The organism is Streptomyces sp. NPDC048623 (genome assembly GCF_040650755.1).
Lineage (GTDB): Bacteria > Actinomycetota > Actinomycetes > Streptomycetales > Streptomycetaceae > Streptomyces.
The window spans coordinates 87,103-113,209 of record NZ_JBEZHV010000003.1; the positions used below are offsets into that span (position 1 = coordinate 87,103).

General features: G+C 69.2%; 21 protein-coding genes and 1 pseudogene. 11 read left to right on the forward strand and 11 right to left on the reverse strand.

All coding sequences use genetic code 11. The annotated features are described in order from the left end of the window. The 6 genes and pseudogenes from AB0C73_RS05575 to AB0C73_RS05600 form a co-directional block, all read right to left on the reverse strand. Positions 1-1,122 (reverse strand): cupin domain-containing protein, encoded by a 1,122-nt coding sequence (locus AB0C73_RS05575; protein WP_362524927.1) that lies wholly within the window; start codon positions 1,120-1,122, stop codon positions 1-3. Then, positions 1,119-2,150 (reverse strand): carbon-nitrogen hydrolase family protein, encoded by a 1,032-nt coding sequence (locus tag AB0C73_RS05580; RefSeq protein WP_362524930.1) that lies wholly within the window; start codon positions 2,148-2,150, stop codon positions 1,119-1,121. The genes AB0C73_RS05575 and AB0C73_RS05580 overlap by 4 nt, the downstream gene beginning before the upstream one ends. Positions 2,151-2,224: 74 nt before the next feature. After that, positions 2,225-4,585 carry an FAD-dependent monooxygenase gene (locus AB0C73_RS05585; RefSeq protein WP_362524932.1) on the reverse strand — a complete coding sequence of 787 codons (2,361 nt, stop codon included), beginning with the start codon at positions 4,583-4,585 and terminating at the stop codon, positions 2,225-2,227. Between the two features lie 114 nt (positions 4,586-4,699). Continuing rightward, entirely contained in the window at positions 4,700-5,101 is a 402-nt protein-coding gene (locus AB0C73_RS05590; RefSeq protein ID WP_362525585.1) for an acyl-CoA thioesterase, read from the reverse strand. 60 nt (positions 5,102-5,161) lie between these two features. Beyond that, positions 5,162-6,760 (reverse strand): annotated as a pseudogene (locus AB0C73_RS05595) (AMP-binding protein); the annotation flags it as partial. A 187-nt stretch (positions 6,761-6,947) separates the two neighbouring features. Continuing rightward, positions 6,948-7,406 carry an ATP-binding protein gene (locus tag AB0C73_RS05600; protein ID WP_362524934.1) on the reverse strand — a complete coding sequence of 153 codons (459 nt, stop codon included), beginning with the start codon at positions 7,404-7,406 and terminating at the stop codon, positions 6,948-6,950. A gap of 205 nt (positions 7,407-7,611) precedes the next feature. On the opposite strand from AB0C73_RS05600, the gene AB0C73_RS05605 reads away from it, so the two are divergent. Then, positions 7,612-8,556, forward strand: a complete 945-nt coding sequence (locus tag AB0C73_RS05605; RefSeq protein ID WP_362524936.1) for an alpha/beta hydrolase — start codon at positions 7,612-7,614, stop codon at positions 8,554-8,556. A 201-nt stretch (positions 8,557-8,757) separates the two neighbouring features. After that, the gene (locus AB0C73_RS05610; RefSeq protein ID WP_362524938.1) at positions 8,758-10,131 is read left to right on the forward strand and encodes a cytochrome P450; all 1,374 of its coding nucleotides are present in this window, start codon (positions 8,758-8,760) and stop codon (positions 10,129-10,131) included. Between the two features lie 90 nt (positions 10,132-10,221). Here AB0C73_RS05610 and AB0C73_RS05615 read toward each other — a convergent pair whose 3' ends face one another. Together AB0C73_RS05615 and AB0C73_RS05620 are read right to left on the reverse strand one after the other, a co-directional pair. Then, the gene (locus AB0C73_RS05615) at positions 10,222-11,277 is read right to left on the reverse strand and encodes a tartrate dehydrogenase (protein ID WP_362524941.1); all 1,056 of its coding nucleotides are present in this window, start codon (positions 11,275-11,277) and stop codon (positions 10,222-10,224) included. 73 nt (positions 11,278-11,350) lie between these two features. Beyond that, complete coding sequence (locus AB0C73_RS05620; RefSeq protein WP_362524943.1) at positions 11,351-12,232, reverse strand: LysR substrate-binding domain-containing protein; 882 nt, start codon at positions 12,230-12,232, stop codon at positions 11,351-11,353. 249 nt (positions 12,233-12,481) lie between these two features. Here AB0C73_RS05620 and AB0C73_RS05625 point away from each other — a divergent pair, with 249 nt between their 5' ends. The 7 genes from AB0C73_RS05625 (at position 12,482) to AB0C73_RS05655 (ending at position 20,662) form a co-directional block, all read left to right on the forward strand. Further along, positions 12,482-13,207, forward strand: coding sequence for a phosphatase PAP2 family protein (locus AB0C73_RS05625; protein ID WP_362524944.1), 726 nt, complete (start codon positions 12,482-12,484; stop codon positions 13,205-13,207). Positions 13,208-13,348: 141 nt separating this feature from the next. Continuing rightward, entirely contained in the window at positions 13,349-14,146 is a 798-nt protein-coding gene (locus AB0C73_RS05630) for a methyltransferase domain-containing protein (protein ID WP_362524947.1), read from the forward strand. 312 nt (positions 14,147-14,458) lie between these two features. Then, positions 14,459-14,653, forward strand: a complete 195-nt coding sequence (locus AB0C73_RS05635) for an alpha/beta fold hydrolase (protein ID WP_362525587.1) — start codon at positions 14,459-14,461, stop codon at positions 14,651-14,653. An 82-nt stretch (positions 14,654-14,735) separates the two neighbouring features. Beyond that, complete coding sequence (locus AB0C73_RS05640) at positions 14,736-15,185, forward strand: hypothetical protein (protein ID WP_362524949.1); 450 nt, start codon at positions 14,736-14,738, stop codon at positions 15,183-15,185. A 678-nt stretch (positions 15,186-15,863) separates the two neighbouring features. Further along, positions 15,864-16,568, forward strand: coding sequence for a hypothetical protein (locus AB0C73_RS05645; protein ID WP_362524951.1), 705 nt, complete (start codon positions 15,864-15,866; stop codon positions 16,566-16,568). After that, a complete protein-coding gene (locus AB0C73_RS05650) occupies positions 16,565-18,547 on the forward strand; it encodes a hypothetical protein (protein ID WP_362524954.1) in 1,983 nt (660 codons plus the stop codon). The genes AB0C73_RS05645 and AB0C73_RS05650 overlap by 4 nt, the downstream gene beginning before the upstream one ends. 36 nt (positions 18,548-18,583) lie before the next feature. After that, entirely contained in the window at positions 18,584-20,662 is a 2,079-nt protein-coding gene (locus tag AB0C73_RS05655) for a hypothetical protein (RefSeq protein WP_362524956.1), read from the forward strand. Between the two features lie 15 nt (positions 20,663-20,677). Here the strand turns inward: AB0C73_RS05655 and AB0C73_RS05660 are convergent, their stop codons facing one another. Further along, on the reverse strand, positions 20,678-20,824 hold the full coding sequence (locus AB0C73_RS05660; RefSeq protein ID WP_362524958.1) for a hypothetical protein: 147 nt from the start codon (positions 20,822-20,824) through the stop codon (positions 20,678-20,680). A 370-nt stretch (positions 20,825-21,194) separates the two neighbouring features. On the opposite strand from AB0C73_RS05660, the gene AB0C73_RS05665 reads away from it, so the two are divergent. Continuing rightward, positions 21,195-22,310 (forward strand): hypothetical protein, encoded by a 1,116-nt coding sequence (locus AB0C73_RS05665; protein WP_362524960.1) that lies wholly within the window; start codon positions 21,195-21,197, stop codon positions 22,308-22,310. Positions 22,311-22,701: 391 nt separating this feature from the next. Here the strand turns inward: AB0C73_RS05665 and AB0C73_RS05670 are convergent, their stop codons facing one another. Continuing rightward, positions 22,702-23,604 (reverse strand): phosphotransferase, encoded by a 903-nt coding sequence (locus AB0C73_RS05670; RefSeq protein ID WP_362524962.1) that lies wholly within the window; start codon positions 23,602-23,604, stop codon positions 22,702-22,704. A gap of 33 nt (positions 23,605-23,637) precedes the next feature. Continuing rightward, entirely contained in the window at positions 23,638-24,921 is a 1,284-nt protein-coding gene (locus AB0C73_RS05675; protein ID WP_362524965.1) for a helix-turn-helix transcriptional regulator, read from the reverse strand. A gap of 446 nt (positions 24,922-25,367) precedes the next feature. On the opposite strand from AB0C73_RS05675, the gene AB0C73_RS05680 reads away from it, so the two are divergent. Beyond that, entirely contained in the window at positions 25,368-25,829 is a 462-nt protein-coding gene (locus AB0C73_RS05680) for an ATP-binding protein (RefSeq protein ID WP_362524968.1), read from the forward strand. Positions 25,830-26,107 lie beyond the last annotated feature (278 nt).

Consider the following 26,107-nt stretch of genomic DNA (forward strand, 5'->3'; position numbering starts at 1 on the left):
CTACTGGCCGTCCTGGAGGACGGGCTGGTGGCCGTCGTTGTCGGGGTAGGCCTCTTCCCGGTAGAAGGTGAGCGAGTGCATGACCGGGAAGTCGTTGAACGAGAAGAGACAGGCGTCCTCGGACGGGTCGAGGTTCTCGTGCTCGTGCCAGGCCCAGGACGGCACGCAGAAGATGTCGCCCTGCTTCCACTCGAAGCGCCGGCCGGCGATCACCGACACGCCCCGGCCCTTGGCCGCCGTGTAGACGACCGAGCCGGTGTGGCGGTGGGCCCGGGTGGCCTGGCCCGGGCGCAGCAACTGCATGTGGGCACCCATCGTGGGCATGACCGACCCGCCGGTGAGGGGGTTGGTGTACTCCATGATGACGCCGTCGTACGGCGAGCCCTCGACAGCCTTGGCGAGGTTGCACAGGGCCTGGTACGTGGGCTCCCACGGGTAACCGAAGACCGGCGAGTAGGGGCGGGTCCACTTCTCCATGCCGTACGGCAGCAGGTTGCCGCCGTAGCTGAGGACCGAGGAGTTGATGACCTTTCCGGGTGTCTGGTACAGCTCCGGATGCACCTCGTAGAAGCCGGCGTCCAGGGCGTTGACCAGGGGGATGTCGAGTCCGTCCTGCCAGATGACGGGCGCGTCGTCGGCCTCGTTGCCGTGCTCGTGCCAGGTGCCGTTGGGCGTGATCGCGAAGTCGCGCGGGCCGACCTTGAGCTTCTGCCCGTCGACGACGGTCCAGGCGCCGGTGCCCTCGTGGACGAAGCGCAGCGCGGCGGCCTGGTGGCGGTGGGCAGTCATGAATTCGCCGGGACCCATGATCTGGAGTCCGGTGTACAGCAGGCCGACGGCGGCGCTGACGTCCCTGCGGCCGGGGTTGACCAGCATGACCACGCGCCGGCCGGCGTCGTCCGCCTTCACCAGCGGCAGGGCCTTGTGGACCAGCGGGCGGAGCTCGTCGTAGCGCCAGAGCACGGGGACGGACCTGGGCTGCGGGTACCAGGGTTCGATGTCGTTGGCGACGGTCCACAGGGCGCCCGCGTCGAGCTTGGCCAGCTCGTCGTAGTAAGCGAGCAGTTCGGGGCTGTCGGCCACATGGGCGCGGCCGAGCTGGTCGTCGTCGTAGCCGGTCATGCTTCCTCCTTCGGGGTGGTGGTGGTGTCGGCGGGAGTGCCGTCCGCCCGGGCCCCCGAGGGGTCGACCGTGAGAGCCAGGGGGGTGCGGGGGCGGTTGTCGACCTGGAGCCGGAAGATGTCGAAGCGGTTGTAGTGGCCGACGATGTCGTGCATCTGCTTGGGCTGGATGCACTTGGCGAGGTCGATGTCGGCGTAGACGATGCCCTCGTCGTCGACGAGGGGTTCGGTGACCGGCCGGCCGTCGGGGCCGAAGATGCCGGACAGGGCGCTGCGGGGCCGGGCGAGCGTCTTGCGGGTCTCGGCGTCGTCTCCGGCGATCAGGTCGGCCATCTCCGGGGAGATGGTGGAGCAGGCGACGACGGAGAAGACCTTGCCCTCGAAGCTGTGCGCGGCGGTGCGCACCGCGATCGCGTCGGCCATGTCGTAGTCCGCCGGGGCGACCGGCAGGGCGATGTAGCTCGCGGCGTGGACGAGTTCGCCCTGCGCGAGGAGGGTGAACCGGGCCAGCGTGTTGGTGTTCTCTCCGCAGGCCAGCACCCCGAGCGGGCCGACGGCTGTCTGGTGGACCTTCAGGGAACTGCCGTCGCCGCCGGTCCAGGTGAGCTTCTCGGCCCAGGTGGGAACCAACTTGCGGTGTACGCCGAGGAGTTCACCGTCGGAGCCGATGGTGAGCAGGGTGTTGTAGAGCACTCCGAGGCTGTGCGCGCCGCGTTCGTTGACACCGATGACGACCACCACACCGGCCTGCCGGGCGGCAGCACACAGGGTGTCGACGTGCGGGCCGGGGACGTCGATCGAGGAGCGGTAGAGACGTTCGTACCAGGGCGAGCCCTGGACGGGGTTCATCGTCCAGTTCCAGTACGGGTATCCGGAGACGAACACCTCCGGGAAGACGACCAGTCGAGCGCCGCTGCCGGCCGCCTCGTGGATCAACGAGACGGCCTTGTCCACGGTCGCGGCGGCGTCCAGATAGACCGGGGACGCCTGGACGGCGGCGGCGGTGAAGCGGGGCGGGATGTCCATCATGCGTGTCCTCCGTTGCCGGGTGCGAAGCACCGATGGGCGGGGCCGAAGCACTGGTAGCAGGGTCAGAGCGCCGCTCAGCAGGAAGCCGTGACCGGAAGCGGTCGGGCCGGGGGTCGGGGCAGCCAGCGCCGGTGAACCGGTGCGGCGGCCTCGCGCAGCAGTTGCAGGCGGGGCGGCACGCGGTCGACACGCGGGCCCGGGGGCTTGCGGCTGCCCGGCTGCCAGGGCACGGGCCAGGTGGTGCCGGATCCGGTGTAGCCCTGCTCGACTGCGGCATGGAGGGTCCAGAGCGGGTCGTACAGGTGGCCGCGGCCGACGGCGACCAGGTCCGCCCGCCCGGCCAGCAGGATCGAGTTGGCGTCGTCGTAGGTGGAGATGGCGCCGACCGCGATGGTCGGGATGCCGGTGGCGTTGCGGATCAGATCGGCGTAGGGGGTCTGGTAGCTGCGCCCGTACGCCGGCTTCTGGTGCGCCACGACCTCACCGGTGGACACGTCGATCGCGTCCGCGCCCGCCGCGGCCAGCGCACGGCAGATCTCGATCACCTCGGTCTCGGTGGTGCCGCCGTCGGCCCATTCGGTGGCGGAGATCCGTACCAGGAGGGGCTTGCCGACGGGCCAGGCCGCGCGCACCGCGGTCAGCACCTCCAGCGGGAACCGCAGCCGGTTCTCCGGGCTGCCACCGTAGGCGTCGGTGCGGTGGTTGGTGAGCGGGGAGAGGAAGCCGGAGACCAGTTGGCCGTGGCCGAACTGCAGCTCCAGCACGTCGAATCCGGCCCGGTCGGCGCGTACCGCCGCCGCCGCGAAGTCCGCGGTGACGGCCGCGAGGTCGGCGGGGGTGGCCTCATGCGGGACGGGGTACCCCTCGTCCCAGGCGAGTGCCGAGGCCGCGAGGGTGGGCCAGCCGTCCCCGTCGAGCGGGCGGCCGACCCCGTCCGGACCGGGCACCGCGGTCGATCCGCGTCGCCCGGCATGCGTGAGCTGGATGCCGAGCGGTGTGTCGGAGATCTGGCGGGTCGCCTCGACGGTCATCCGCCAGGCGGCCTCCTGTTCGTCGGTCCACAGGCCCGGGCAGCCGGGGGTGGCCCGGGCGTCAGGGCTGATCGCGGTCATGCCGGCGAACACCAGCCCGGCCCCGCCCAGCGCCTGTGCGGTCAGCTGAGCATGGGGAAAGGCGCCCGGCATGCCGTCCACCGCCGTGTACGTCGCCAGCGGCGGCACCACGATCCGGTTGCGCAGCGTCAGGTCGCCCAGTCGCAGGGGCCGGAACATCGGCGGCACACCGGGACCCTCGTTGTCCACGGCGGCCACGAAGTCGGCGTCGCGCGCCCGCAGGTTGTCGTAGGTGACCCGGCGGCTGCGGGTGAGCAGGTTGAAGGCGAACTGGTCCGGGCCCTGGCCTGCGTAGCGGCCGATGGTCTCGAACCACTCCAGGCTGGCCTGGGCGGCCCGCTGGACGGACTCGACGGCCGGCCGACGCTCTGCCTCGTAGGCGGCCAGCGCGTCGGTCACGTCGGGGTGTTCGTGCAGGCTCGCGACGAGTGCGAGGGCGTCCTCCATGGCGAGCTTGGTGCCCGAGCCGATCGAGAAGTGCGCGGTGTGGGCGGCGTCGCCCAACAGGACGATGTTGCCGTGCCGCCAGGAGGAGGTGCGTACGGTCGAGAAGGTGATCCACTTCGAGGCGTTGGGGATCAGCCGGTGGCCGTCGAGGTGGTCGGCCAGGATCTCCTGGCACCGTCGCACGCTGGCCTCGTCGCTCTCCCCGCGGGCGAACTCTCGGTCGGCAAGGGCCTCGAAGCCGGCCCGCCGCCAGGCGTCCTCGGCGATCTCGACGATGAAGGTGGAGCGGCGCTCGTCGTAGGGGTAGGCGTGGACCTGGACGACTCCGAAGTCCCGCTCCTCCACGATGAAGGTGAACGCCTCGAAGACGCGGTCGGTGGAGAGCCACATGTAGCGGCAGTTCCGTTCGTCCAGGTGCGCGCCGAAGGTCTCGGCGTACGCGTCGCGGGTCGCCGACCTGATGCCGTCCGCGGCAACGACCAGGTCGTAGTCGGCGGCCAGTTCCTCGGCGGGCGGCGCCGGAGTGCTGTACCGGACTTCGACCCCCAGTTCGGCACAGCGCTTCTGCAGGATCTCCCGCAGCCGGTTGCGGTCAAGGGCCGCGAAGCCGTGGCCGCCCGAAGTGCGGACCTCGCCCTGATAGTGGATGTCGATGTCGCTCCAGCGGGCGAACTCGGCCGACATCGCGGCGAACACCTCGGGATCGGCCTGCGCGATGCCGCCCAGCGTCTCGTCGGAGAAGACCACGCCGAACCCGAACGCGTCGTCACGGGCGTTGCGTTCCCAGACCGTGATGTCCCACTCCGGCGAGAGCTTCTTGGCCAGGGCCGCGAAGTAGAGGCCGCCCGGCCCGCCTCCGATGACTGCTACGCGCATGGCGTCCTCCAGTGGTGCTGTGACATTCAAAGTATTGCGTCTTTCTTGCGATCGTCAATCATCCGCCATATATGGCGATGTTCACACCCGCCTGCCTCCGGCGCCGGGGCGCATTCAGCAGTAGGACTCCCCCGGCTGCGGCCCGGCTTCGGACAGCACGGAGCGCTCCTGGTCCGGCCAGGGCGCGGTGCCCTTCGCGCGGGCGGCGGAGTGGACCACCGACATGCGTCCGGTGGCGGCCAGGCCGCGCGGCCCCTGCACGTCGAAGGCGTAGTGCAGCGATGAGGTGCCCACCTTCGCGACCCGGAACTCGATCCGGACCGGGTCCCCGAACCACAGCCGGTCGCGGTAGTCGGCCTCAAAGTGGACCCGCGGAATGCTGCCGAACAGCCTGTCGAGCCCGAGCCGCCGCAGCAGGACGGCCTCCGCCGCCTCGGCCCAGCGCTGGACGGAGGAGAAGTGGTAGTGCCCCGCCGCGTCGGTGTCGGGCCACTCGACCCGACGCTCGACCACCACGCTCGGCAGGGTCGGCTCGTCGCTCTCTCCCGTCGCCCCGCGTCCGACCCGGGCCCACCGCCTCAGCTCCTCCCGGTGGAGCTTTCCACTGGAGTTGCGGGGCAGTGACGCGACGAACTCCACCGCGCGCGGGTACTTGTAGGGGGCGATGGTGCGCTTGACGAAGTCCTGGAGCTCCTTGGTCGTCGCCGGTCCGGCCGGCGCTCCGTCGCGGAGCACCACGAACGCCTTGACGATGGTCCCGCGCCGCTCGTCGGGCGCTCCCGCGACGGCGCAGTCCGCGACGTCCGGATGCCTGATCAGGGCCTGTTCGACCTCGGGGCCGGCGATGTTGTACCCGGAGGAGACGATCATGTCGTCGCTGCGCGCCTGGTACCAGAAGTAGCCGTCCTGGTCCCGGACATAGGTGTCGCCGGTGATGTTCCAGCCGTCGCGTACGTAGACGGTCTGCCGTTCGTCGTCCAGGTAGCGGCAGCCCGTCGGGCCCTTCACGGCCAGCAGGCCGGGCCGGCCGTCGGGCACGGGGTTGCCCTCGGCGTCGAGGACGGCGGCCCGGTAGCCCGGCACGGGCTTGCCGGTGGCGCCGGGGCGCACGTCGCCGTCGGCGGCCGAGATGAACACGTGCAGCATCTCCGTCGCGCCGATGCCGTCGATCAGGCGCAGCCCGGTGGCCTCATGGAACTCCTGCCACACCGAGGCGGGCAGGGACTCGCCGGCCGAGACACATCGGCGCACGGCCGCCAGGCGGTCGGCGAGCCCGGCCGCGAGGATCGCCCGGTAGGCGGTCGGGGCGGTGAAAAGCACGGTGACCCGGTACTCCGCCACGTGCTCGGCGAGTTGCTGGGGCGTCGCCTGCTCCAGGAGCAGGGACGCCGCCCCGACCCGCAGGGGGAAGACCACCAGGCCGCCGAGGCCGAAGGTGAAGGCCAGTGGCGGAGTTCCCGCGAACAGGTCGTCCGCCTCGGGCCGCAGGACGTGCCGGGAGAAGGTGTCGGCGTTCGCCAGGACATCGCGGTGGAAGTGCAGGGTCGCCTTGGGGCGGCCGGTAGTGCCAGACGTGAACGCGATGAGAGCCACGTCGTCCGCCGCGGTGTCCACAGCAGTGAAGACACCCTGCTTGGTCGCGCAATGCTCCGACAGGTCCTCCGGACCCGAGCCGCCGTACGTCAGAGCGGTCATGCCGGGCGTCTCGGCAGCGTCCAGTTCGTCACGGAAGCGGTGGTCGCACAGCGCGATGACCGGTGAGCTGATCTCACAGAGGGCGGACAGCTCGGGTGCCCGAAGCAGCGGCATCGTGGTGACGACAACACCGCCGGCCTTCAGCACACCAAGCCAACAGGCGACCAACCACGGGTTGTTGGGGCCCCGCAGCAGGACACGGTTGCCCGGCACAAGGCCGAGGTCCTCGGTCAGGACCTGGGCGATCTGGTCGACACGGCGTCGCAGTTCCCCGTACGTCCACTCCTCGGTCGGCGTGAGCAGGCAGCGACGGTTCGCCCCGAGCCGCTCGATGGTGTCGTCGAGCAGCGACACGGCGCAGTTCAGTCGGTCCGGATACACCAACTCCGGGAGTTCGAAGAGTAGTTCGGGCCACTGGTCGAACGGCGGGAGCCGGTCGCGACAGAAGGTGTCCACATGTGCGGAGGGGGAGAGCTCCATGGCGGTACCTCATTCGGGTCAGCGGGGAGTGAGGCAAGTATGCCGTTGAGATGACGACAGTCAAGAGAGCAACATATTTCGCCGAGGTGAATCCCGGCTCCAAGGCGCGACCACGGGGGCGCCGGACGGCCTCGACACGCCAACAGGCCTTTCGAGCGCACCGATCCAGGCCATGAGGCCGCCACCTTCAGGGCGCAGCCGGCAGTCGGACCCGGACGACCTTGCCGGGCGACCCCGGCAGGAAGCCCAGTTCACCCGCCAACCCGGCCACGGCGCACCCGACGATGAAGAGCCCCCGCCCACCCTCGGCACCTTCGTCGGGCAGGTCGGAGATCCCGGGCAGGAAGGGGTGGTCGTCACCGACCTCCAGCCACACCCAGGACCCGTCGAGCCCAAGCGCGACCCGGACGACCTCGGTGACCAGGGCGGCATGCGTGACGGCATTGGTGACGAGTTCACTGACAGCCAACAGCAGAACCTCGACGGCATCAGGGGTGACCGGCCAGTCGCGCAGGGTGGCACGCAACCGGCCCCTCACCTCGGGGACCGCCGCGACGGAGGGCGAGAGGCCCCACCGGACGAGCCTGACGTCTGTCCGGCCGACCTCGACGGTCGACAGGACGGACAGTTCAGAGATGGTGTGCATGATCGAGCTCCCGATAGCCGGGACCTTGGGGTACTACTCACGACCGAGGCATGGACCCCATCGGTAACACGTGTTACCTTCCTAGTGCCCACCATTAGATCAACTCAAGACCTTTTGGGCAGAAAGTTCGATTTAGGGTGATTTGCCAATAGAGCGGCGGAGCTCTTGAGCCGCACAGTCCGAAGCGCCCACCAGGAGGCAGACCATGACCAAGCAAGCCCCACCTCAGGTCGACATGACCTGGCCGCCGCCCGCCTTCCTGCCGCCGCCGTCACCGGTCGTCACAGCCGACGGGTGCCGACGTTTCGAGAGCGCCACCTACGCCACGACCTCCGGATACCGGCCTCGTCTGCTCGATGTGTACGTGCCTGCCGACGACGGGACGAGCGGGCCCCTCCCCGCCGTCCTGTGGATCCACGGCGGCGGATGGATGGACGGCGACCGGCGCTTCCCACCGCCCACCGTGCCCGCAGAGCAGCTGTTCGGCACCCTCCTCGGCGCCGGCCTCGCGGTGGTCACCCTCGACTACCGGCACAGCCTCGAGGCGCCGTTCCCCGCCCAGCTGCACGACGTCAAGGCCGCCATCCGCTACGTCCGCGCCTTCGCCGCCACCCTGGGAATCGACGCCGACCGCATCGGTGTCTGGGGCGAATCGGCGGGCGGCCACCTCTCCGCCCTCGCCGCCCTCACCGGGCCCGACACCGCCGACGGGCTCCTCGAAGGCACCGAGGGCGTGGCCGAGGGCGACACCTCCGTCCAGGCGGCGGTCGACTGGTACGGCGTGTCCGACATCGCCTCGGCGGCTGCGGCGCTCCCGCCGCAGCTCGCCTCGCTCACGGACCCGTACGCCGCCCTGCTCGGCGCGGCCCCGGCCGACCGGCCCGACCTGGCGGGCGCGGCCAGCCCGGTCACGTACGCGGCTCAGCCCGCCCCTCCGTTCCTCCTGTTTCACGGCACGGCGGACAGCCTGGTGCCCTACCAGCAGAGTGAGCTGCTGGCCGAGCGGCTGCGGGCGCAGGGCGGCGTGGTCGAACTCGTCCCCGTGGACGGTGCCGACCACATCTTCCTCGGCGCACCGGACATTCCCGCGCTCGTCACCCGCAGCGTGTCCTTCCTCGCCGAGCACCTCAAGACGAACGCCACACGCTGACGCCCGCAGCAGCCGGCCACAGGCCCACGGCGGCGCCAGGCATGCTGCCCCGGCGGTGCGGTTCCCGGCGACTCGGAACCCGCACCGCCCCGCGCGGCCCGCGACCGCCTGCACGCCACGCCGCCCACCACCCCGCGGTGCACCGGCGTCCAGCCACCGCACCGCCGACTCGCCCCCCTTCACGTAAGGCGAACGTGAACCATGACCTACCGTCATCACCACCGAGGGCCGCACGACGCCGCACCGCGCGGCGCGCCGCCCCCTCTCCACGGCCCTGTCTTCGCCAGGGACCCGCAAGCCGTCTACGCGCATCTCCGCGCCCACTGGGGCCCTGTCGCTCCGGTGGAGCTGGAACCGGGCATCAACGCCTGGCTGGTCATGGGATACGGCGAACTGCTCACGGTCACCCGCAACGATCAGCTCTTCTCCCGGGACTCCCGCCACTGGCGCGCCCTCCGGGAGGGGCAACCACCACCCGGCTCCCGGCTGCTGCCGATGACCGGCTGGCGCCCCACGCTGCTGAACCTGGACGGCGGCGAACACCACCGACTGCGCGCGGTCGTGCTCGAACTGCTCGGCCGTGTCGACCAGCGCGCTCTACTGGACCGCGTCACGAAGAGCGCGGACGCTCTGATCGACAGTTGGCTGATCGACGGTTGCGCCGACCTGATGGCCCAGTACGTCCGCCGGCTGACCGCAACGGCGTTCACCGGACTTCTCGGACTGCCCGAAAGCTCCGGAGTGCGCGTGCACTCCCTGGTCTCGCGCATCGCCGACTCCACCGATGAGTCACCGCGCGCCGAGGCCGAACTCGAAGCGCTCGTCACGGAACTGCTCGCCGAGCGGCGCCGCACTCCAAGGAGCGATCTCGCCACCTGGCTCCTCCAGCATCCGGCTGAGCTCACGTCCGCGGAACTCCTCCACCAGCTCGTGATCTTCCTGGCCATCGGCTTGGAGGGCACGAGCAACTGGATCGGAAACACTCTGCGGCACATCCTGTGCGAGCCTCGCCACCTCGCGGCTGTCCTGAGCAGCCGGACGAGCGTGAGTGACGCCCTCGATCTGGCGCTGTGGTCGGACCCGCCCCTGCAGAATCTCCCCGGCCGATGGGCCACCGAGGACGTCAGCCTCGCAGGACAGCGGATCGCGGCCGGCGACATGCTCGTCCTCGGCGTGGCCGCGGCCAACGCCGACCCAGCCGTCCAGCCGGGACCGGCGAACGGCGCCGTCGTCAGCCGCGCCCACCTCGCCTGGGGTGCGGGCCCGCACTCCTGCCCGGCCCGCGACCCCGCCCGGATCATCGCGGAGACCGCGGTCGCCCGGGTGTTGCACCGCCTCCCCGGCATGCGGCTCGCCGTGCATCCGGATTCGCTGACCTGGCGGCCCTCACCTTGGTCACGAGCCCTCACGGCCCTGCCGGTGCTCTTCCCCCAGCTGCCGACGGCAGCTGAAGACCGCCCCGGCGCCAGCGCCGCACCGGAGGTACCGGAGCAGGAGCCGCCCACAGCCGACGCGCCTGCTCGGACTCCCGGGCAGGGCCCGGCCCGCTGGCACTGGTGGGACACTATCGGCTGAGGTGGCGGAGCGCTGTCCGGCGTCGCGGGCGTCCGCCCCGGACGTCTTGGCGGGTGCCCCGGCCTTCGCCGTGATCCTTCGCCGTCGAGGTCAGAGCGCGGAGAGGACGGCCGAGGTGAACTCTGTGGTGGACGCCGATCCCCCGAGGTCTCGGGTCCGCACAGTGGAGGTGGCCAGGACACGGGCGATCGCGTCGGTGATGTCGGCGGCGGCCTCGGGGTGGCCGAGGTGGTCGAGCATCATCGCGGCGGACCAGATCGCGCCGATCGGGTTCGCGACGCCCTGGCCGGCGATGTCGGGGGCCGAGCCGTGAACGGGCTCGAACATGGAGGGGTGGTCGCCCTCGGGGTTGAGGTTGGCGGACGGCGCGATGCCTATTCCGCCGGCCACGGCTGCGGCCAGGTCGCTGAGGATGTCGCCGAAAAGGTTGGAGGCGACGACGACGTCGAACCGAGCGGGGTCGAGAACGAACTTCGCCGCCAGTGCGTCGATGTGCTCCTGCACACAGACGACGTCGGGATGCCCGGCGGCACGCTCGGCCACCAGTTCGTCCCAGAACGGCATCGTGTGCACGATGCCGTTGGACTTCGTGGCCGAGGTCAGATGCCCGCGTCGGCGCTCGGCGAGGGCCAGGGCGAAGTCCACGACACGAGTGACACCCGTGCGGGTGAAGACGGCCTGCTGAACAGCCATTTCGTCGGGGAGCCCCCGGTTCGTCCGTCCGCCGATCTCGCTGTACTCACCCTCGGTGTTCTCGCGGACGACGACGAAGTCCACGTCTCCCGCCACCGCTCCCCGTACCGGGCTGGTCAGCCCCTCGAACACCCGGATCGGCCGCAGATTCACATACTGTTGAAAGGCTCGGCGGATGGGGATCAGCAGGCCCCACAGGGACACATGGTCCGGGACGCCGGGGTAGCCGACGGCGCCGAGCAGGATCGCGTCGTGCTCACGCAGTCTGTCGAGGCCGTCGTCGGGCATCATCGAGCCGACGCGCAGATACCGCTCGCAGGACCAGTCGAACTGCGTGTAGGTGAAGGCGATGCGGTGCCGCCGCCCGACGGCGTCCAGGACCAGGCGGGCGGCCGGCAGCACCTCGGTCCCGATGCCGTCGCCGGGGATGAGCGCAACGTTGTGTGTCGTCATGTCCCGCATTGCAGCAGGCGGTGCGGTCCGGGGTCCAAGTCCGGTCCCCGATACGCCTGATAGCGCGGATCTATCAGCCGGCGGCCGTGACGCTCATGTCCAGGAATGCCCGGGCAGCACTGGTCAGCTCCCCCTTGCGGCTCACCAGGACGTTCCGCAACGCGACGGCGGGTTCGATGTCCAGGACCATGGCACCGGCGCGCCGCGCGAGATCCGCCCAGGAGCGGGTGACCACCGCGAGCCCGACGCCTTTGAGCACCAGTGGCAGGAAGGCCATCCGGTGCTCGGTCTCCACCGCGATCGTCACGTCGATTCCGTGTGCCGCCAGATCGTCGACATAGGCGCGGATCGCCGTACCCCGTTGCCCCGTGATCAGCCGATGCCCGGCGAGTTGCCGAGGGCACACCACCTGCCCCGCGGGGAAGGGGCCGTCGGCCGAGGTGACCAGGACGAGCCGCTGGTCTCCGATCTCGCGGGCGATGATGTCCTTCCCCCGCACCTGACCCGCGGTGATCAGCAGTCCGAGTTCGCACGCCCCGGTGCGGACCGCATCCACAACCTCCTGGGCGGTCAGGGACACCTTCAGTCCCAGCGTGACGGCCGGATACCGCTCGGCGAAGCCTCGCACCATCGTGCCGAGCGGCTCCACCGTCGCCGAGGCCATGGCGGCAACCTGGAGACGACCGCCGCGCAATTCACGTACGGCACCGACGCTGCCCTTGGCGATCTCCAGGCTCAGAACCGCCGCCCGGGCCGGTGCGATCAGTTCAGTACCGGCGTCGGTAAGGATCACACGCCTTCCGATCCGATGGAACAGCGCGGTGCCGAGCTCCCGCTCCAGCGCCCTCACCGCCTGCGACAGGGTCGGCTGGGACACGTACAGAGCCGAGGCGGCGCGGTGGAAACCACCGTGGTCGACGATTGCGAGGAAGTACTCCAGCTGCCGGTGATCCATCGCCGTCCGTCCTCCCTCGCGGCCGCATGTCGCGATCGCGCAGCTACCGCCTCGCTGATAACACGTGTAATCTACGCTACCTCGCACATCCACGGAGCAGCGCGATCGCACTCCGCCCGGCTGCACATCAGCGGAGGGCCTGCATCCCCCGAGCGCCGCCGCCGATCACGCAGACCACCCGAATCCAGTGACCGGTCACGCGGGAAGCCTGAGCCGGCCCCTGAACCTGCCACATCCAAGAGGGATCACATGCCCACCACCTCTCTCGCAGCGCCGGCGCCCCACAGCCCCTGCCGGCGTCGCCTCGCTCCTGGTCTCCCGGCCGCAGGAACAGCGCTCCTCGGTACAGCGTTCGCCGCCGCGGCGGCCCTGGTCTTCGCGATCGTCGCGGCCGACACCACCCGTCCGCGGCTCCAGAATGCCGACGAGCGCTGGCTGACCTTGATGGGCGGCCCGCACGACGGCCTCCCGCTGGCGGCCGCGACCGTGCTCGACTGGTTCGGCGGCCCCCTCGGCGCGATCGTGCCGCTCGCTCTGATGGCCGCCCTGTGCGTACGACGGCGCTGGTGGTCGTTGCTGTACTTCCTCACCGCCTACCTCGGCGGCAGTGCGGTCGTCGTCCAGGTCGTCAAGTACACGGTGGACCGCCCCCGACCCGCCGGGCCCCTGGTCCGGGTGGACCACGGCTCGTTCCCCTCCGGACACGCGTTCGGTGCCGCACTGCTCGTCGTACTCGTCGGCGCACTGTTCGTGACCCGTGCCCGTCGCCCCCTCTGGTGGTCCCTCGGTGCCCTGTTCACGATGGCGATGATGTGGTCCCGGACCTGGCTCCACGCCCACTGGCTCAGCGACACCGTCGCCGGCGCCCTGGCCGGATTCGCCACCGGCCTGCTGCTGTGGTGCTCGTTCGCTCCCCTCCTGAGACGTGAGGCGACCCGCCACGTCGACCGCCGCAAGGAGAGCAGCTCCGAGTAGGCGGCGGGACCGCCCAGGACGCGACAGCCCCTGCCGCTGTGCGCCGGGCGCGCCCGACAGTTCGGCCGCGCCCGGTCGGTGGCTGCGAGTCGGTGGGTCCGGCCAGGAGCCCTCCAGAAATCCGCTTCCGCAAGGAGAGACGTGAACCCCTTCTCAGACGTGGACCGCAGCGGCCGCGCGCTGGAACTCGTCGACTACCTCGACCACGCACACCGAGGGCTGCACGCACCCAAGATCCTCATGCGCGCCGGACTGGACCTCGCGCAGGGCAGCCACGTCCTCGACCTGGGCTGCGGAACCGGACATGAGCTGATTGAACTGGAGCGCGCCGGGTGGCACGCCTACGGCATCGATTCCAGCGCTGCCATGCTGGACCACTGCCGAGCCCGGCTGAAGTCCGACGGCCTCCCCGCCCGGCTGACCCTCGGCGACGCACACCGCCTGCCCTTCCCCGACCGAACCTTCGACGGATGCCGCATCGAACGCGTGCTGCAGCACCTCGCCGACCCCGCCACCGCGCTGAAGGAGGTGCGCCGGGTGCTGCGACCGGGCGGCCGGCTGGCGGTGATGGAACCGGACTGGGCATCGTTCACCTTGGCCTCCGCCGACACCGAGGCGGTGCGCGCCGTGGCCGACTCTGTCGGCGGCCACATCCCTCACCGGGAGATCGGCAGGCATCTGCGCCGACTGCTGGTCGACGCAGGTTTCGAGGACCTCCATTCCGAGGTCGACCTGGCCGTCTACCGAACCACAGCCGAGCTCTCCCACGTCATCTCGTTGGAACGGGCGGCAGAACGCGCCTGGACCACCGGCCGGATCGAGCGCTCACGGGCCGAGACACTGTTGCTCGAGCAGCGCGATCTCTCGGAATCGGGCGGGTTCCACGCCACGCTCAACCGCGTGGTGGTGGCATGGGCACGGAGTCCCGCGCAGGAATAGCCGCGTAGCTCCCCCGGGCGGACCCTCTCGTACCCTCCATACGAGAGGCCTTCTTCCGGCGCACCCGCCGGGCAACGCACGGCTGCGTACTGCAGCCCCCTGAGCCGTGACCACGGCGCGCTCATGGCCCCCGACCGTCCTTCTGATTCACGGCATTCCAGGCAGCTCCCGAGTCTGGGACCAGGTCCGTCCGCACCTGGATGGCGGCTGTCCCATGCTGGCGCCGGACCTGACGGGATTCGCCGGGCAGCCGCTGCGCGGCGAACGTGACAGGGTGCTGGGCCCGGCCCAGGCCCGCCGCTGGTCGGCCTGCTGGACCGGGAAGGCGTGGACCGGGTCGTTGTCGTGGGCCACGACTTCGGCGGTCCGGTCGCCTCGCACCTCATCGCCGCCGCCCCGGAACGGGTCGCCGCGCTGGGGCTGCTCGCGACCAACGCGTTCTCGGGACACCCCCATCCCCTTTCCCCTGTCCCTGCTGGAAGCCCCGGTTCTCGGCGCGGCCGCTGAACGGGTGCTGTTCTCACGGCCCGCGCTCTCGGAGCTGCGCCGATTCGGGGCAGGCCGTCCGCGCCCACGGCTGGAACGGGACGTGTACCTCGGCTACGGGCACCAGAGCGAGGCGATCGCACGGGTCTTCGCCTCGAACCTGAGCCGCATCCGGGAGCTGTACGCGCCGGTCGAAACGGTGCTCCTGACGGTCGAGGTCCCGGTCTTCGTGGCCTGGGGCGACCGAGACCCGCTCTTCGGCGTGGACATCGGCCGCCGTACGGCCGCGCTGTTCCCTCAGTCGTTTTCCGCCTGTACCGAGGGAGCAGGACACTTCGCCTCGGTGCTCGCCGGCACCGTGAGTACGACCACCGCCCCGGCATTCCGTCTCTCGCGTTCACTCGGCCTCCGTCGCCCCACACACCGAGTCCGACCTGGCGCAACATCCTCGGCTGGCTGGGTGAGCGTCATCAAGCTCCCGGCGGGCCTCCGGGCCCAGCATGACGAGACCACGGCCCGGTCGGTGAACTGCGCAATCAGATCCAACACTTGACCGTGCCCTGACCGAGACAGAAGCACCACTCGCGGACCTGGCCACCACCTGGAGAGTCTTCGCCGAACTCTCACCAGCCGAAGGCGAACCCAAACCCGCTGGTCAGAAGGCTACGAATGCTGTACCACCAGCAGACGAAGAACATGCCGGCGGGCGGCCTTCAGGGCAGCTCGGTGTCCCACCGGTTCTGGGTGCATTGTACACCCTGGTAGGGCACAAACCCGCAGGTCAGACCCACGCCAGGGGCGCTGACGCCGACACCGGAGCTGGTTGATCAACCGTCCCGCGTCGGCACCCGGTAGTCGTAGCGACGCACGGGCGCCAGCTGGGGCGGTCCGACTCTCTTCGGCAGTGGCCACCGCCGGCCCTCGCCGACGCCTTGGTGGCGGCGGCCGACGCCGCGGAGGACGACTACCGGGACGACGCCACCGTGGTGGTCTTCCGCCTGAGCTGACGAGCACTCCGCAGGCCCGGCGTCGGCATTCCGCTTTCCGAAAGAGCCGGCGTCGGGGCCTCCAGTCTTCGTTGAACTCCGGTTGCCTGCCAGGCATCAGCCAGTCGGCAGCGTGCTGTTCCATCCCCGTGCCCGGATCCCCTCGATCGCCGGGGTGTCACGATTTGCGGCGGGAATCCGAAGACGCCATGGGCAGAGCGTGTGCAGCTCACTACTCTGGCGCAATGGATCACAACGGAGCGGGCACGGAAGCTGAAGGCCCGCCGACCAGCCGCGAGCAGGACGCCGTCCGCATTCTGCTGCTGATCGACGGGGCCTGCGAGCCACTGTCCGTACCGGAGCAGGCCGAGCCCGTCCTGCAGCAGGCCGTCGGGGTCATGCGGACGCAAGTCAAGCTGCAAAAGCTCGACTTCTGGTTGCGGAACCCGGACTTCCTCGCCAACGAACTCCTCAACGGCTACGAGGCCACTGGCGAACTTGAGCTCCTGGAGCACGCCGCGGCGATCCTGGACTCCGAAGAACCCGAGGTTCGCCGGTACCCGATGCTTCGCCACCATTTCGGTGCCTACGGGTGGTTGGACGACGCCCTGGCGGTCCTGCGGAGTGCCGGACTGATCATCCGCCAGCGGCGAGGAACGATCGAGCACGTGCGTCAGCACGACTACTACCTGTTGCAGCACGGCCGCCACGTCGTGCGGGAGATCATCCGTGAAGCGCCGGCCTTCGCGTACTACGTCGACCGGGTCGGGCTTGTCCTGGCCCTCGCCGGCGACCGGCGGGGCAGCGAACTCAAGGACATGCAGTACAGGATCCCCGAATACGCGGAGACGCCGCGTGGACAGGAGATCCGGTCGATCAGCGTGAAAGCACGTGGGCGCCTGGCGGCGCTTCGCCAGGGACTTGCGGCGCACGAAGGGAGACAGGCATGAGTGCACCACAGGGCGAGATGGCCCTGGAGGACAGGATCGCGAAGAAAGCGAACGTTCCGGTCGACAACGTCCGTGACGTCTTCGCGGCCTACGGTCTTCCCCTTGTCGTCTCTCCCGCTCGCGCGCGGCCTCTGCGCGTGCATCGCCTTCGACTGGCTGGCGAACGGACCGGCGATGTCCAGCCAGGTCCGTTCGACACCTCGCTCGACTTCTCGGAGGGCCTTACCGCCTTCGTGGCGTCGAACTTCCGGGGCAAGAGTTCGGTACTGGAGCTGGTCACGTGGTGTCTGCGCGGAACCTGGCGGGACGCCCTACAGACCCGGGTCCGCCACTGGCTCCGGCACGTTGATCTGGACGCCACCGTCGCCGGCACCCCCATGGCGTTTCGTCTGGACCTCGCAGAGGGGGAGATCACCTCCGCCGTTGTCCTGACCGGACCGGACATCATCGCGCTCGGAGAAGTACGCGCGCCCGACCCCGGCCGGGGGATCACACCCCTGCTCCGGGCAGCGAGCACGGCGAGCTATGCAGAGCAGATCGCAGGGTTGATGCTGGGCCGGATGGACCTGCAACCCCTCCTCAACAGCCGCAAGGAGACCAGCACCACAACGCACGGATGGCCCGCGTACTTCGGAGCGATCTACCTCCCCACTGGAGCCGACAAGCCGCTGATGGGCGACGCCATGACCGACGGCCTGCCGGGACGCCTGCTACAGGTCTTCCTCGACCTGCCAGCCGCCGCCGCTCTCACCCGGGTCAAGACGGTCCACGACGTGCGCGTCGCCGGCAACAAGGCACGCCGCAAGGAGGCCGAGGCGACGGCTGCCGCCCGCACGACCCAGCGGGCCCGCCTCCAGGACGAACTCGGCAAGGCTCAAGATCTTCTGGCCAGCTTGAGCCCGAGCGGTACGAGCGACCTCTCGCTGGTCGACCTCGCGCGCACCGCTATGAACCTGGCACAGTCCGTGGCTGACGCGCAGGACGTCTGGGAGGAAGCGGACCGCACATTCCGGCGGGCGCGCACGGAACGGCACCACGCAGCCAAACTCCTCAACGACGTCACCGAGAGCGCGACCGCTCGGCTCCTCTTCCACGGGCTCAACCCGACCAGCTGCCCGCGATGCGATCAGACCATCGACGACGAGCGCCGCCGCGAAGAGCGCCAGGCGCACACCTGCGCCGTCTGTGCCAGGGAAGTGACGGGTGACGACGAAGACCCGCAGGCTGTGACCGCCGAAGCCGAGACCCGGCTCGAAGCCACCACCGCTGCCGAAGAAGCCGCGAAGACCAAACGCGAGCAAGCCCGAGCGGACGTCCGGCATCTCACCGGCCAGCTGGAGGAGGCCCAAGCCGAGTTGCGGCGCGCCCAGTCGGTCGCCGACCTGCCGGCGCGGCTCGCGGCACACGAAGCCGTACTGCGCCTCGAAGGCGCACTGAGCGTGCTGGAAGACCCGCAGGAGTCCCCTCCGGACGAAGCGGAGGAGAAGGCCATCCGCATCCTGGCTGCTGCTGCCGCCCTGCTTGATGGTGACAGCAAGGCCACGGCCGCGAAGCTCTTCGAAGAGATCAACGCGGAGATCGCCAGCCTCGCCACCCGGTTCGGGGTGCCGTCCCTGGAGTCCGTGTCCATCGACCGCGCGGCCCGGCTGAAGATCTACCCCGTCGGCAGCGCCCAGGAATGGTTCCAAGGCCAGACGGCCGGCGCGAAACTCCGGCTGCGCATCGCGGTCGCCATCGCCCTCCTGCGGATCGGCCGAAGCAACGGCGTGTCGACTCACCCCGGCCTGCTGCTGATCGACAGCCCGAAGTCCGAGGAAGTGCAGTCCGCTGATGCCCATAAGCTCTTCCGAGAACTGGCCTCGGTCGCAGCTGATAGCGAGCTCCAGGTCCTCCTCACTACAGCCGACTTCGCGCTTGCCAACACCACCCTCCCCAAGGACACCATCCGACAGGCGGCGGAAGGCGCCCCGCTGTGGTGACCCCGCCCCGGCACAGCACGAGGAAGGACGAAGGACATGCTCCAGCTCGCCGACCGGCTCACTGAACTGGCTGCGGGCAGCGAGCCCATCACCTTTCCCGCCATCGGACTGACCCCTGACACGGTGATGGGACAGGCCGGAGACGTAGCAGCCGGCCCCCTCGCACCCTTCCTCGCCGAGGCTGTCGCCGACGCCTACAACCGCGGAGACGAGCAGTGGAAGACCGTCGGAACGACCCTTCCACCGGGCCTCGCCACCCAACCCAGCGTGCTCCACCTCACCGCCTCGCTCGACGCCTTGCTCGACAGCGCACCGGCGGCCAAGGCCCTCGGAAAGCCGCTGACCACCGCCCTCCTGAACGATCTCGTAGCCCGAATCGAAGCGGCACCGCTTCTGGCCGCCGCCCGGCTCGAAGGAGCCGTACGCCTGGCGATCGCCGAAACCGTCAGCCCCTTCAAGGTATGGCAGGCCCTCGAAGACGTCCCTGTCGACGGACCCGAGGACTTCCTTGAGCGGCTGCCGCGCATTCTCGGCCTCACCCTCGACCGCTGGGCCCACGAGAACACGATCGCTGACAGCGTCCGAGACCTCCTCGTACACCTCACGCATGACGAAGCCGCCGACGCCGATGCCACGTTCGAACTCGGCTGTGACCTGCTGCGCCGCGCACTCTCCTCCAAAACCGTCGGCGACGTGACCAGCCACCTGGTCCAGGCCCGCAGGCACTTCGCGAGAGCCGCCCAAGCCGAAGAAGCCCGCCACGATGCCGAGACCTTCGCAGCCGTCTGCGACGCGATCATGGCATTCAGCCGGCACGACTCAGACGCCATCGCCGATGCCGCCGACCGGATTGCGAACCTCCTCGACCGGCGCGATGCCTGGATCTACCGCACCCACCAGCCCGCCTGGCTCCAGCCAAGACACTCGGCCGAGATTGCCTGGCACGAGCTTGTCCTGCAACTGCGTGGCGCCGCTAACGCCCTTGATGAAGATGCCTGGCTGGACGGCTGGCAGGCTCTGGCCACGGTCCTCACCGCCTACCGGGCCAGCCGCACCGTCCAGCCGATGACCGGCGACGGGCTCGCCTTCTTGGTACAGCCAGTGATCGAGGACAGCTTCCTGCGCCAGGAGGCCTTCCTCGCGCAACTACGCCGAGCCGCTCAGGAGACGGAGCACCACGCCATCCGCGGATTCGACGCGGAGAGCGCCAACGCTCTACTCAACGCGATCGAGACCACCTCATCACGGCGCGAGGCCCGCGACGCCAGCCCGTCGCAAGGTCAAGATCAATCCGAGGATGACGACCCCGACCGGGCCACCTTGGCTCGCCTGCAGCGTCGAGCGCCGACCCTGCTGATCCTCCTCGGAGCCGGTCAGGCACTGCGGATCGCCGCTTCCCTGGATGACACCCAGCTCCTCGCCATTGAGGGGATCGCTCACGACAGCGACGTCGCCCGTCTCGAAGCCACGGACCCGTTCATCGTCCCCAAGCTCGACGAACTCACGGCAGCACTGTCCGCGCATCCCGCTTTCACCGGTGAGACACGAAGGACCTTCTCGTCCCTCGTCAAACAGACCCTGCTGTTCCTCAAAAGCCGCTCCGACCTCACCCGCACAAACCTGGTCGGCGGCAGCAAAAAGAACGAACCTCCGCCTTTCGACTACCGGCGCAAGCCCGAAGGAAGCAACGCCCGCAAGCCAGTCGAGGCTGATCTCCAGCGAGACTTTCAGCAATGGTTGCAGAAGGGCCCTCTCCACAACGCCGTCACGGTCGAACCCGTCGACCTGGCCATGGGCCGTGCCGACGTCATGGTGCACTTCGGCAGCCTGCGCTATCTCACTGAGATCAAGAAGGACGATACCGACAACAGTCGGCAGTACCTGGAAGGCCGCTACCTCCCGCAGACCGCCGACTACAGCAACACCAACGCCCCGTTCGGGCAACTCCTCGTCCTCGACCTCACCTCCAAGACCGACACCAAGGGCAATCTTCGAGTCGACGAGAGTGTGTGGAGCACTACTCACCGGCCAAACGGAGCCACCGTGGACCGGGCTGTCGTCGTCGGAATCGTCGCCGGCAACCGCACCACGCCCTCCAGCTACTCCCGGAAGTAGCTGGTCCCAGACAGCTCAGCGGTACCAGTCGAGGGGCTCCGCCGCGTATGTACCGTCGGAGAGGACCGCGTCCGTCAGCTCGAACCGCTGGCGGCGGTCGGTGGCCAGCTCCTGCCAGGTGATGACCGTGCCGGCAGGTCGGCTGCTGGCGAGCTGGACCATGAGGCCGTCCGGAGCGCGCGTACCGATCAGGGTGTACGTGCGGGCCGGTCGCGCCGCTTCCCCGTCTCTGCCCGTTGCGGTGCCACGCCGGGCACTACGACGGCCGCGGGCCCGTGCGACGAGGGCGACAGCCACGACCACTGCGCAGCCCCCCAGAAGCTCCGCGATCGAGCCAGTGATCACATCGTTCAGCATGTCGGTGAGTTCTCTTCCTCTCTTCCACTTGCCTACAGCGACCGTGCCCCGGTCGAGTGACCGCGCAGGGACCGCAAGACGTCCATGGAGTCGCCTGCTTGCGCCCCTGTGCCCCATTGAGCCAGACGGCGAAATTCCCGCTTCACGACACTTCGCAGGGTTCTAAGGTGCGGACGTGACCCGCGACGACACCTCACCTGCGGACCGGGAGCTGCTCAGGCTCCTTCACGACCGCGACCTGACCGTGTCAGCGGCGCAGTTGGAACGCTGGCGGCGAGCCGGCCTGCTGCCGCGGCACGCCCGTAAGGCACTGGGCAGAGGCCGCGGCTCGATATCCGTTCTGGACCCCCGGACCGTGGAGATCACCGATGTCCTGGCGCGGTGCAGCGGGCAGGGCAAGGACCTGCGTGCCGCAGTCCTGGCTTGGTACATGCGAGCCGGTACACCAGGAGCGCACTCCCGCCAGGCGGTCCCGGAGCCGCCCTTCGAATCTGCTCGCGACGCCCTCGTGTGGGCCCTGCGCCGCAGTCCTGTCCAGCGCCTCATCGAGCAGGCCCGTCGGGCGCGCAACGACACCGACGCGGATGCCCTCTACGCCGATGCGGAGAAGTACCTGGCCCGCTCGCGGGGCCCGTTCGGTCATCCGGGCCGCATGCGGGAAGCACTTCTCGACAGCAGTCAGGACATCCAGCCACCACCACGCGGTGGGCAGCACAGCATGGTCAACCTCATCGCGCTGCTCGGACTGCCACCAGGGGAAGTGAGCGGGGAGAGCGTCGCGCAGGCGATGACCGCCTCTGGGCTGCTGCCAGAAGTGGACGGCTCGACCATGGCCGCGGCATTCGAGCAGGCTGAGCGAGACGGAACTCTGGAGCACGTGCTACGCGTGGCACAGCAGCGTGACGTAGTGGCCGAAGCCAGAACCGTCAGCCCTGAGAGGCTCGCTCACGCACGGGAAGCCGCCCGCGTCCTGGCCTTCTGCGGCAGCGTGTACCTGATGCACGGTCTGCTGCTCCCGGACACCCCGGGCCAGCAAGCCATCCGCGACAGAATCGACGAGCTGGGCCTGGGCGAAGCCACAATCGCGGCAACCCGAAGTTTCAACACAGTCGAGGCGGCCAACGTGCTCAGCCTCTGCTTGGACCCCTCCTTCGACCACCTCGCTGAGCAGCTCAACGAGGTCATGACGGAGCACATGGCCAGCGTCTTCCGCCGCCCTGGAGAACTGGACTCGGCAGAGGACCTCATGGCCCAGTGGCTGGCAGTGCTCCGAAATGCAGCAGAGCGATAGCGTGGTTGACCTGCAGCTCTCACTGCTGGCCTTTGTACATGAGAAGTGGTTCTGGCACAGCTTCTGTGGTGTCGCGTCACGTGGCCAGCCCCGGGCGCCCCTCAATCCATCGGCCTACCGCCTCCCTCGCCTGCCGAGCGTGGCCCACCGTGCGGCGGCGCCGCACCACGGAAGTTGCGCAAGAACCGCTTCTCGTGAGCAGAGCCACGGTGTCGGGCAGTGACGACGTGCACCGCGTCGACAGCACCTGGAATTCCGGCTTCCATGAGGGCTTGCAGCGCGCTCACTTCCCGGACGCCTTCCCAGATACCGAACCGGGGCGTTGAAGGGCACAACCGTTAGGCCATATGCCTCGTACGGCGCTGACTCCAGGCAGGGGAGGGTTCCCTCGCTAGAGAATGTTCCAGGTAAGCTGCTTGTCCCGCTCCCGGAGCCCTTCGACCCGCCGCTGGATCTCGCTCAGAGAATCGGGAGCATGCCGAACCTTCCGCGCATTAGTGGTGATCATGCGCAGTTCGCGAATGTCACGCAGGACCGGGTAGTCGATGCTTCTCTTCACGTCCCACCCGTAGGCGTCCGCGAACGCTTGGTAGTGGGCCTGGCCGTAGCCAAACCGCCGGCAATGAACCTCAACCGTGACGAGGTCCCATTCCGGCTGCCCCTGGGCGACCGTGTCCCAGTCACACAGCACCGCTGACCCATCGGTGGTGTGCAGCGCGTTTCGGTGCTGAGGGTCACCCTGTATCAGTCCTGGTGCGAGGGAGAACCGGACGTCCCGCAGTGCCTCTTCCAGCCGGTCCGCCTCCTCCTCCAAGAATCCGAGGGCTACGGCAGGAAGGCACGTGATCGCGGCCAATGAGCGACGGATCGCACGGATGTTGTCGTGCTCGGCAAGGGCGATCGGGGGTGAGGGCAGCGAGTGGAGCGCCTTGAGGGGACCGGCCAGCTGCCCGGCCGCCACCGGGTGTTCAGGCTGCGGCAAGTAGGTCCAGAAGGTGACAGCGTGCCCATCGACGATCAGCGGCTGATCGCAAGGGTGAAGTGGGACGGTAGGAAAGCCCGCTTCGATGAGCCAGCGTACGAAGGTAACTGTGCGCGCGACACTCTCGACGTCCGTTCCCTTCCGAGCGATCTTGGCCACCACCTGCTCCTTCTCCAGGAGGAGAACCGCGTTGGTGTGACCGCGCAGGAGACGCGCATCACGGCTGTCGAGGCCGGCCTTCGTGCAGGCCCGCTCTAGTACCCGGTACATCTCGAACTCGTCGAACCCACCCGGGGCCGGCGTGATTGTCATGTTGCACAGGCTTACCGACAAGAGCCCGTCCTGTCACATCCGGCCTGGCGGAAGCTCGATGATCTCGAGGAGCTCGCGTGCCACTCGGCTTGTCCGTATCGCCGGCGGGAGGACTTCTACGACCTCGCGGGCTCTTTCCTCCACGATGGGTGTGCGGTGGGCGGGGTCCATCCGCAGGAAGGTTACGCCGGCCAGCTGGCACGCTTCGTCGGGGCTTCGTTCCCGTGCGTAGCAGATGGCGGCTTCGAGACGGAGAAGCGCGGGGTCGATTCCCGTCTTGTCCTGGTAGAGGGTGAGCGCCTCCTCCTGTACTTGGCGTGCCTCGCGCGTGTGCCCGAGAGCCGTCAGAGTCCCGCTCTTGTAGAGCAGGTAGCGGCGCACCGGGAAGGCAAACGCGTCGTCCGCCGAGTCCCCGCCGAACTGTTCGAACGCCTTCGTCGCATAGCGCAAAGCAGCTTCGGCCTCGCCCGTGGCGCCCAGCTTCGCCAGAGCCCGAGCCTCTGCTGCCGCGGCAAAGGCGTGCGTGGCGCTGGTTCGGAATCTGCTGCTGATGGACCTGGCCTCCCGGCACAAGTTCACCGCGTGGGTGATCGGACCGTAGTAGAAGGGGAGCATCGCGGCCTGGGCGCGGACGCGAGCTCGAAGCTCCGCGTTCCCGCTGTCGTCTGCGGCGGTACGAGCTGTGGCGTACCAGGATCGCGACCGTGTGAGGTCGCCGAGCTTCATGAGCGCGTCGGCAGTCAGAGTGGAAAGCATCGCAGTCAGCTCCGAGAGCCGAACTTGGATGGCGGCCGGCTGTCGGTATGCGGCCAACTCCTCAACCTCGGCAAGGAGGTCGAGAAGGCGGGTGAGCATCAGGGTCGGCGGGGTGGAGATGTACTCCTGGCTGGCCCAAAGGACCATCTCGTCGATGTGGTCCAGCTGGCTGGAGTTGACCGTCGCGGAGGCGAGGGTACGGTCCACCGCACGCCGCGCGGCGTCGACCCTGTTCGAGAGGTGCTCGGCAGCCGTCGGGATCCGCTCGCCGACGGCGGACATGGGGGTGACCGCGGCGCGGTGCCCATGCCGGGACTCTGCCCGGAGGACGATGCTGGCGACGGCCTCGGTGTCTTCCAGGCCCAGATCACCGGGCGAGCAGCCATAGAAGGCAGCGAGCACGAGCACGGTGGAACGAAGCGGTTGATGCCCTCCCGTTTCCCAGAGCCGCAGCTGTTCCACGGTGACCCGGGGGCCCCTGTCCAGGTCAGAGACGAGCTCGCGGATCTGGTCCGCTGCCTCGGCCAGGGTGAGGCCCTTGGCCAGACGCTGTGCGCGCAAGGGGGAGACGGAGCAGTGCGCCTGAATCGTGCGGACGATCTCGTCCGTTGAGTGTCCGCGTTCGGCACCGCTCTCACGTAACCGCTTTGCGCAGGACGGACGATGAGGTCCAGGACCACGTCGCATGGAGTTGATTCCCTTCGAACTCGCCGACCAGCGTACTGACATGCTGTCCGCTCTGCGTCAAGAAAACGCGGCTCCGTCAAGTACGGCCCTGGAATACGTGAAGCGTCACGCAAGCCAGTCACGTATACGTGAACCGTCACGGTTGCCGCTCCTGGCGCACGAGGGCAACTCTTGCCCTCCTCGGGCTTCCCGAGACCACAAGCCGCTCGCCGGCCACGACACCTGACGGTCCTGGCTCGTGAGCCCGTGGGCACCTCCGCGCCCAACCGAGTCTGGTCACGACGACCGCTGCCGTCGCCTCATACGCCAAGGAGTCCCCTGTGGCACAGGAGTATTTCCCCCGGAGCACCGGACGCTCGGCGTCGGCCGCTGCACCGCTCCGGAACACCGTCGAGGTGTTCCTGCCCAGCGAGTCCACGCACGTCAAGACCTCTCGGCGGGTGGCGGCGAGCGCGCTGGAGCGGTGGGGCGGTGTCCCCGCGATGGTGGCGGACGACGCGGTCCTCATCGTGTCCGAGCTGGTGACGAACGCGATCCTGCACGGGGGCGTCGACACCCGCGAGGCTGTCGGGCTGCGTATCGAGGTCACCGGAAACGAGCTGCTGATCGAGGTTACCGATGGGAACTCGCAGCCGGCCCAGGTGAAGGCCGTCGTGGGCACGGAGACAGGAGGCCGCGGACTTCTCCTGGTAACGCGGCTGGCCCGCGAATGGGGCACCTGCAACGAGAACCGCACCACATGGGCCCGGCTTTCGACTCGACTCCAGGAGCAGGCGTGCTGAACGCGCGAGCCGACGACGCCCTCTTGAAACGGCTGGGGACCTCGCGCGGGCCATGACGAGCGATACCCCCACACTCGGCTGACGTCGAACCTGGGCCACAGCCGGACCGCCGCTACGTCAGGACGGTCGGCTGCAAGAACGTGCGAAGTGTCCGCCGGCGCTGGTTCCGCCGCCGGCGACTCCAGACCGGGGCCCTTCAACCGGTGATCCGGAATCACGGGTGAGGGGTGGCGGCGCACCGACAGGAGTGTGTGTCGCCCCGGCCGCCGAGTGGTCCG

Bases quoted from the DNA above. Each gene is read 5' to 3' on its own strand.
- AB0C73_RS05575 (WP_362524927.1), bottom strand. From the start codon at position 1,122: ATGACCGGCTACGACGACGACCAGCTCGGCCGCGCCCATGTGGCCGAC.
- AB0C73_RS05670 (WP_362524962.1), bottom strand. From the start codon at position 23,604: ATGACAATCACGCCGGCCCCGGGTGGGTTCGACGAGTTCGAGATGTAC.
- AB0C73_RS05585 (WP_362524932.1), bottom strand. From the start codon at position 4,585: ATGCGCGTAGCAGTCATCGGAGGCGGGCCGGGCGGCCTCTACTTCGCG.
- AB0C73_RS05605 (WP_362524936.1), top strand. From the start codon at position 7,612: ATGACCAAGCAAGCCCCACCTCAGGTCGACATGACCTGGCCGCCGCCC.
- AB0C73_RS05655 (WP_362524956.1), top strand. From the start codon at position 18,584: ATGCTCCAGCTCGCCGACCGGCTCACTGAACTGGCTGCGGGCAGCGAG.
- AB0C73_RS05580 (WP_362524930.1), bottom strand. From the start codon at position 2,150: ATGATGGACATCCCGCCCCGCTTCACCGCCGCCGCCGTCCAGGCGTCC.
- AB0C73_RS05615 (WP_362524941.1), bottom strand. From the start codon at position 11,277: ATGACGACACACAACGTTGCGCTCATCCCCGGCGACGGCATCGGGACC.
- AB0C73_RS05660 (WP_362524958.1), bottom strand. From the start codon at position 20,824: ATGGTCCAGCTCGCCAGCAGCCGACCTGCCGGCACGGTCATCACCTGG.
- AB0C73_RS05600 (WP_362524934.1), bottom strand. From the start codon at position 7,406: ATGCACACCATCTCTGAACTGTCCGTCCTGTCGACCGTCGAGGTCGGC.
- AB0C73_RS05625 (WP_362524944.1), top strand. From the start codon at position 12,482: ATGCCCACCACCTCTCTCGCAGCGCCGGCGCCCCACAGCCCCTGCCGG.
- AB0C73_RS05650 (WP_362524954.1), top strand. From the start codon at position 16,565: ATGAGTGCACCACAGGGCGAGATGGCCCTGGAGGACAGGATCGCGAAG.
- AB0C73_RS05645 (WP_362524951.1), top strand. From the start codon at position 15,864: ATGGATCACAACGGAGCGGGCACGGAAGCTGAAGGCCCGCCGACCAGC.
- AB0C73_RS05610 (WP_362524938.1), top strand. From the start codon at position 8,758: ATGACCTACCGTCATCACCACCGAGGGCCGCACGACGCCGCACCGCGC.
- AB0C73_RS05620 (WP_362524943.1), bottom strand. From the start codon at position 12,232: ATGGATCACCGGCAGCTGGAGTACTTCCTCGCAATCGTCGACCACGGT.